We start from the raw sequence: 6,528 nt of genomic DNA, 5'->3' as shown, positions 1-6,528 counted from the left end.
CGATAGTAAAAGAAACAATTGGCCGCCCAGATCCTGAAACTGTAGTACAGGAGCATGATATTTTAGTGGTTTATGGTTATAATAAAGACATCGAAACCTATTGTTTAGGACAAGAAGAACACCAAATTAGAAGCTAAAATGACCCGAATTCTCTCTACAAAAAAACTTTCAAAAGCATTAAAAAACAAACTTTCTGATGCTAAAATTGAACTTGTAGAAAAGAATTTTATTCAAACTAAATCTATTGATTTTGAAATACCTCAACTCAACGATTACTTAATATTTACAAGTAAAGAAGCGGTAAAAAGTGTTTTAAAATCGGACATAAAAAACGTTCATTCCATTTCGTGTTTGTGTGTGGGAAGTAAAACCCGAAGTTTCCTTGAAAAGAAAGAATTCACCGTTATTGAAAGTGCCGATTATGCGGAAGAATTAATCCAAATAATCGAATCAAAATATAAAACGAATTCGTTTACTTTCTTTTGCGGAAATATCAGAAGAAATACAATTCCTGCTTTTTTTCAGCAAAATAAAATCGCATATAACGAAATTGTCGTATATGAAACCAAACTGAAACCACACCAAATCAAAGAAACATTTGATGGCGTTTTGTTTTACAGTCCGTCTGGAGTCAACAGCTTTTTAGAAAAGAACACATTAGAAAATAAAACGTGTTTTTGCATTGGAACCACCACAGCAAAAGCATTAGAAAATAAAACAAAAAACATAGTAATTGCATCACAACCCACTGTTGAAAATGTAATTAACGAAGTAATACATTATTATAAACGCTTATAGCCAATTGCTTAAAGCATAAAGCATAAAAAATGATTAAGAACGACTTATTTTTACGAGCATTAAAAGGAGAAACTGTAGAACGTCCACCTGTATGGATGATGCGTCAAGCAGGAAGATATTTACCAGAATTTAGAGCTTTACGCGATAAATATGATTTCTTCACACGTTGCGAAACGCCAGAATTAGCTGCTGAAATCACAGTGCAACCCATTCGAATTGTAAAACCAGATGCGGCTATTTTATTCTCAGACATTTTAGTGGTTCCAAGAGCTATGGGAATTCACGTGGAACTAAAAGACAATTTAGGTCCGATAATTCCAAATCCAATTCGCACAATGGAACAAGTAAATCAAGTTTTTGTGCCGAATATTCACGAAACCTTAGGTTACGTAATGGATGCGGTAAAACTAACCAAAGAAATGTTGAATGACGAAGTGCCATTAATTGGTTTCGCTGGTTCGCCATGGACGATTTTCTGTTATGCGGTTGAAGGAAAAGGTTCTAAAAGTTTTGATACCGCAAAAGGATTTTGCTTTTCAAATCCAGTTGCGGCACACTTATTATTACAAAAAATCACTGATACTACGATTTTATACCTAAAAGAAAAAGTAAAAGCAGGTTGTAACGCCATTCAGATTTTTGATTCTTGGGGAGGCATGCTTTCTCCAGTAGATTATCAAGAATTTTCATGGCAATACATCAACCAAATCGTAGAGGCGTTAGCTGAAGAAACAGAAGTAATCGTTTTCGGAAAAGGATGTTGGTTCGCTTTAAACGAAATGTCAAAATCAAAAGCATCTGCTTTAGGAGTAGATTGGACTTGTTCACCAAGAAACGCTCGTTATTTAACGGGTGGTGACATCACATTACAAGGAAATTTTGATCCAAGTCGTTTGTTATCTCCAATTCCAACCATCAAAAAAATGGTTCACGAAATGATTGACGAATTCGGAAAAGACAAATACATAGTAAACTTAGGACATGGAATTTTACCAAATATTCCTGTGGATCATGCGAAGGCTTTTGTGGAAGCGGTGAAAGAGTATAAATAATTATGAATGGTGTTAATTTGAAATACTTGTCCATTTTACTATTTCTTTTTATTTGCATTCCAACTTCACATGTTAGTTTGCCTTTTTTTTTAGTAATTGGTTTATTGATACTTCAAATCTTTTCTTTAACAGATGAGTTTATATTGCTTTCAATTGAAAATTTATTTCTGATATTATCAATTTTAGGAATAATTTTATATTTAAATAAAAGATTAATATTGGGTTTTCTAGGTCAATTGCTGCTAATTATAGCGGTTATTGTTTTTGTAAAAATTGAAAATTTAAAACATTTTGAATTCACAATTCCTTTTACAATACACTTACTAATATCAAGCTTATATTTTTTAAAATTGTTTAGAGTAAAAAATGAAAAATAAATTCTACACCTACATACAAAACCTACAAGATCAAATCTGTAAAGGATTAGAAGATATTGATGGTGGTACTAAATTTCGTGAAGATATTTGGGAACGACCAGAAGGTGGCGGAGGTCGCACTCGCGTAATTGAAAACGGAACTGTTTTTGAAAAAGGCGGTGTAAACATCTCTGCTGTTCACGGGAAATTACCTGATACGATGCAAAAAATGTTCGGCGTAGGAGAAGCGGATTTCTTTGCTTGTGGATTGAGTTTGGTGATTCATCCGAAAAGCCCAATGGTGCCTACGGTTCATGCCAATTGGCGTTATTTTGAAATGTATGATGAAAACGGTAACATCATCAATCAATGGTTTGGTGGCGGACAAGATTTAACCCCGTATTATCTGTTTGAGGAAGATGTAAAACATTTTCACCAAACTTGTAAAACGGCTTGCGACAAACATAATCCAGGATTTTATCCGAACTATAAAAAGAAATGTGACGAATACTTTTGGAACGCACACCGTAATGAAGCTCGTGGAATTGGTGGTTTGTTTTTCGATTATTTGAAAGAAACCGACACCATGAAAATGGAAGATTGGTACAATTTTGTAACAGAAGTTGGGAATTCATTCCTTCAAGCATATGTTCCAATTGTAGAAAAAAGAAAAGATTTACCTTATACAGATGCTCAAAGAACTTGGCAAGAAATTCGTCGTGGTCGTTATGTAGAATTCAATTTGGTTCACGATAAAGGCACTCTTTTTGGACTAAAAACGAACGGTAGAATCGAAAGTATTTTGATGAGTTTACCACCCCATGTGCAATGGGTATATGATCATCATCCAGAAACAGGAAGTGAAGAAGAAAAATTATTAAAAATATTAGCAAAACCAATTGATTGGGTATAATTATCCAATATCAATCACAAATCATAAAATATTATGTTTCCAATACACAGAGGTCGTCGTTTAAGAGTAAACGAATCTATAAGAAGTTTAGTTCGCGAAACTAGTTTAAGCCCCGCTGATTTTATGTTTCCAATGTTTATCATGGAAGGTGAAAATACCAAAGTGGAAATCTCTTCTATGCCAGGCATTTTCCGTCGCACTTTAGATTTAACGGTAGAAGAAGTGAAAGAATTATTCGCTTTAGGAATTCGTGCCGTAAACATCTATGTAAAAGTTAGCGATGATTTAAAAGACAATACTGGAAAAGAAGCATGGAACGATAATGGTTTGATGCAAAGAGCCATTCGTGCTATTAAAGAAGCTTGTCCAGAAATGATTGTAATGCCTGATGTGGCTTTAGACCCATATTCGATTTATGGTCACGATGGAATTATTGAAAAAGGTGATGTAGCAAATGATGCCACAAATGATGCTTTAGTAAAAATGGCGGTTTCACATGCACAAGCTGGTGCCGATTTTGTGGCTCCTAGTGATATGATGGATGGTCGTGTTTTACGTTTACGTCAAGGTTTAGATGCTGCGGGATTTCATAATGTTGGTATTATGAGTTATTCGGCAAAATATGCTTCTGCTTTTTATGGTCCGTTTCGTGACGCTTTGGACTCTGCTCCAAAAGATGCTGATGTAGAAGTTCCAAAAGACAAAAAAACCTACCAAATGGATTATGCGAATCGCATCGAAGCAGTAAAAGAAGCACTTTGGGATGTAAAAGAAGGTGCAGATATGGTTATGGTAAAACCTGGAATCGCTTATTTAGATATCGTTCGTGAAGTGAAAAATGCAGTGGATGTTCCGGTAACAGTTTTCCATGTTTCGGGAGAATATGCGATGATTAAAGCTGCTTCGGAAAGAGGTTGGTTAGATCATGATAAAATTATGATGGAACAATTAATGTGTATCAAAAGAGCGGGTGCGAGTTTGATTTCCACTTATTTTGCTAAAGAAGCAGCCATTTTATTAAATAAAAAGTAATGTGACATTTGTCACAAACCAAGTGAAAGCGATATTGTAATTTTATCGATATTTCTAAATTATATCAAAATGAAACTTATTTTTAAATCGTTTGCTGTTTTTACATTAGCCATTTCTTTAACGAATTGTGGCGAAAAAAAAGAAACTGATGCCTACGGAAATCCTGTTGAAGAAAAAACAGAAGTAGTAACAGAAACTACAGTTGATCCATTACTAGCAAAAGGGCAAGAACTTTTCGAAGGAAAAGGAACGTGTACCGCATGTCATAAACCTGATACAAAAGTAATTGGACCAGCAATAAAAGATATCGCTAAAATTTACAAGGAAAAAGGAGCAAGTATCGCTTCTTTTATAAACGAAGAAAGTGAAGCGATTGTTGACCCAACACAATACGAAACTATGAAAGCTAACTTTGTTATTACAAAAGCCATGACAGCTGAAGAACGCAAAGCGCTAGAAGTATATATGATGAGTTTCGAATAATTGTTACTCAACCACCAATTTAAAGCCCACGCGCGGAATGTTTTCGATTCTCACGTGGGTTTCTTCTTTTATGATTTTTCGTAATCTTGAAATAAATACATCTAAACTTCTTCCTAAGAAATAATCATCGCTTCCCCATAATTCTATTAAGATTTTTTCACGCTTTAGAACGGTATTCGGGTTGTCTAAAAATAATTTTAAAAGTGACGCTTCTCTTTCGGTTAAAGTTATGCTTTGATTGTCATTTTTCAATAAATAATTCTCAGGTTCAAATTGAAAACTTCCAAACTTATATTGTTTTTGGTTTAAATTATCGGTTGATTTCTGACTTCGATTTAAGAAAATTTCGATTTTTAAAATCAATTCTTCAATCGAATAAGGTTTTACCAAATAATCATCGGCACCCAATTTCAAACCTTTAATTCGGTCGTCTTTCATGGTTTTTGCTGAAAGGAAAATAATCGGAATTTCTTGATTTCGTTTTCTGATTTCAGTTGCCATTTCAAATCCATCCATATCGGGCAACATAATATCTAAAACACATAAATCAAAAGATTCTTTACAAAACAATTGAAAAGCTTCTTTCCCATTGGCGCAATGCGTTACATCAAAATGTTGCTCTAAATTATCGGAAGTTAAAAACGCTAAGGTTTCGTCGTCTTCAACATACAAAATGCGCTTTTTACTCATAATCGTTTTTATTTATTTGGATGGTTATGGTGATTCCTTTTTCTTCATTATTATTAGCTTCGACTTTCCATTTATGCCATTCGCAAACGCGTTTTACATACGAAAGTCCGATTCCAAAACCTTCTATATCTTTACTATCTTCCCTTGCTACACGATAGAATTTATCAAAAACAAATGGCAAATCGCTTTCTGGAATTCCACAACCGTTATCGGTAAATTTTAAAGCCAATCCTTTTGAATTTTCATGAGATTGAATTAAAATTTCTGGATTGTTACCTGAATATTTTACGGCATTGTCCAAAATATTATAAATCAGGTTATAAAAGTGAAATTCATCGGCTTGAATGCTATAATTTTGATCTAATTGAATTTCAATTTTAATTTCTTTTTGATGTTTTAAAAATATGTTTTCTCTAACTAACTCTAATAATACTTTCAGATCCACTTTCGATTTTTCTAACTCAATTTGCTTGCTTTCGGTCTTCGCTACATATAGAATTTTCTCGATGTGCTGGTTCAACTTGTTACTTTGATTAATAATAATTTGCATGTATTTTGAAAGCTTAGGATTGTCGATAATTTCCTTTTGAGTATTGGCATAATTAGACGCAATTAAAATGGAAGCCAAAGGTGTTTTGAATTCATGCGTCATATTGTTGATGAAATCCTTCTGCAAATCGGTGTATCTTTTTTGCTTTAACATCAATAAAACAGAATATACATAAATGATTAAAACCAAGAATAAAACGCCAGTAAAAATCCAATATTGCGATAAACTTCTAAAATAAGTTTGTTTGATATTTGGGAATCGAACTGCAAAATAATAGGTTAAATCCGTATTTTTTGAAAAACATTCGGCACAAAATTTAGAAGGTTCTTTTCCATTATCTGAAATATAATTTCCATACACCATAGCATCTGAACTACAATCATAAATGGCATATTCATAATCTAATTCGAGCTTAACTTTTTCAAATTCAACTTTTAAATATTGTTCTAGTATGTTATTCTCAAAAACATCATTAACATTAACAATAAAATAATTTTCTGATACTTTTTTAATTTGATTACCAATTGGCAATTCCTTTTTATTGTCTTTGTAAATTTTACCTACTACATCTTGTAAAGCAAAATGGATTTTATCTTCCATATCCTTTTTCTCAAATATATAGGCTTGATTGAGCAAAAACAATTGCATGATAAT

The 6,528-nt window shown here is 33.0% G+C and carries 7 protein-coding genes; 5 read left to right on the top strand and 2 right to left on the bottom strand.

Going from position 1 to position 6,528, the window contains the following annotated elements:
• The first annotated feature begins 138 nt into the window (after positions 1 to 138).
• The 5 genes from B4I81_RS08515 to B4I81_RS08495 all read left to right on the top strand — a co-directional run bounded on the left by B4I81_RS08515 (position 139) and on the right by B4I81_RS08495 (position 4,634).
• Complete coding sequence (locus B4I81_RS08515) at positions 139 to 798, top strand: uroporphyrinogen-III synthase (RefSeq protein ID WP_291109645.1); 660 nt, start codon at positions 139 to 141, stop codon at positions 796 to 798.
• Between the two features lie 29 nt (positions 799 to 827).
• Positions 828 to 1,850, top strand: coding sequence for a uroporphyrinogen decarboxylase (gene hemE, locus B4I81_RS08510; RefSeq protein ID WP_291109643.1), 1,023 nt, complete (start codon positions 828 to 830; stop codon positions 1,848 to 1,850).
• Between the two features lie 366 nt (positions 1,851 to 2,216).
• A complete protein-coding gene (gene hemF / locus B4I81_RS08505) occupies positions 2,217 to 3,119 on the top strand; it encodes an oxygen-dependent coproporphyrinogen oxidase (protein WP_291109641.1) in 903 nt (300 codons plus the stop codon).
• A gap of 33 nt (positions 3,120 to 3,152) precedes the next feature.
• Positions 3,153 to 4,151 carry a porphobilinogen synthase gene (hemB, locus tag B4I81_RS08500; protein WP_291109639.1) on the top strand — a complete coding sequence of 333 codons (999 nt, stop codon included), beginning with the start codon at positions 3,153 to 3,155 and terminating at the stop codon, positions 4,149 to 4,151.
• Positions 4,152 to 4,220: 69 nt separating this feature from the next.
• Positions 4,221 to 4,634, top strand: coding sequence for a c-type cytochrome (locus B4I81_RS08495; protein ID WP_291109637.1), 414 nt, complete (start codon positions 4,221 to 4,223; stop codon positions 4,632 to 4,634).
• 3 nt (positions 4,635 to 4,637) lie between these two features.
• On the opposite strand, the gene B4I81_RS08490 is transcribed toward B4I81_RS08495, so the two are convergent.
• On the bottom strand, positions 4,638 to 5,324 hold the full coding sequence (locus B4I81_RS08490) for a response regulator transcription factor (RefSeq protein ID WP_291109635.1): 687 nt from the start codon (positions 5,322 to 5,324) through the stop codon (positions 4,638 to 4,640).
• Positions 5,317 to 6,528: sensor histidine kinase (locus tag B4I81_RS08485; protein WP_291109633.1), on the bottom strand; the 1,212-nt coding region annotated here is incomplete at its 5' end. The genes B4I81_RS08490 and B4I81_RS08485, both read right to left, overlap by 8 nt.

It is taken from the genome of Flavobacterium sp. UBA6195 (assembly GCF_002422095.1).
Taxonomy (GTDB): Bacteria; Bacteroidota; Bacteroidia; order Flavobacteriales; family Flavobacteriaceae; genus Flavobacterium.
Note: the sequence above shows the minus strand (reverse complement) of the source record. Positions and strands in the feature narration are given on the sequence as shown.

Coding starts and splice junctions, on each gene's coding strand:
- B4I81_RS08515 (WP_291109645.1), top strand. CDS start 139: ATGACCCGAATTCTCTCTACAAAAAAACTTTCAAAAGCATTAAAAAAC.
- hemE (WP_291109643.1), top strand. CDS start 828: ATGATTAAGAACGACTTATTTTTACGAGCATTAAAAGGAGAAACTGTA.
- hemF (WP_291109641.1), top strand. CDS start 2,217: ATGAAAAATAAATTCTACACCTACATACAAAACCTACAAGATCAAATC.
- hemB (WP_291109639.1), top strand. CDS start 3,153: ATGTTTCCAATACACAGAGGTCGTCGTTTAAGAGTAAACGAATCTATA.
- B4I81_RS08495 (WP_291109637.1), top strand. CDS start 4,221: ATGAAACTTATTTTTAAATCGTTTGCTGTTTTTACATTAGCCATTTCT.
- B4I81_RS08490 (WP_291109635.1), bottom strand. CDS start 5,324: ATGAGTAAAAAGCGCATTTTGTATGTTGAAGACGACGAAACCTTAGCG.